We start from the raw sequence: 246 nt of genomic DNA on the forward strand, positions 1-246 counted from the left end.
TGGTGGTTCAGGAACGCCCCGATGACCTGCTGCTGCATGCCTTCTTCCTGGTCACCAACCTCGGCAAGTTCGACTGGCCGCCCGAGAAGATCCTGGCACTCTATCGCAAGCGCGGCAGCGCCGAAGCTGACCGCGCTCAGCTGACGTTCGGCGCAACCACCATAGCTTCAAGAATCGAGCGACCGCAGCGACGGTCGACGATGACGGCTGCTTTAACGGCGTGATTAATTCCTGAACGTTATATAG

At 58.9% G+C, this 246-nt stretch carries 1 pseudogene; it reads left to right on the plus strand.

Annotated elements, in window-relative coordinates:
• Positions 1–143, plus strand: a pseudogene (locus IZU87_RS18240) (IS1380 family transposase); the annotation flags it as partial.
• Between the last annotated feature and the right edge of the window lie 103 nt (positions 144–246).

Source organism: Cobetia sp. MC34 (assembly GCF_018340035.1).
In the GTDB taxonomy this organism is placed as follows: Bacteria; Pseudomonadota; Gammaproteobacteria; order Pseudomonadales; family Halomonadaceae; genus Cobetia; species Cobetia amphilecti.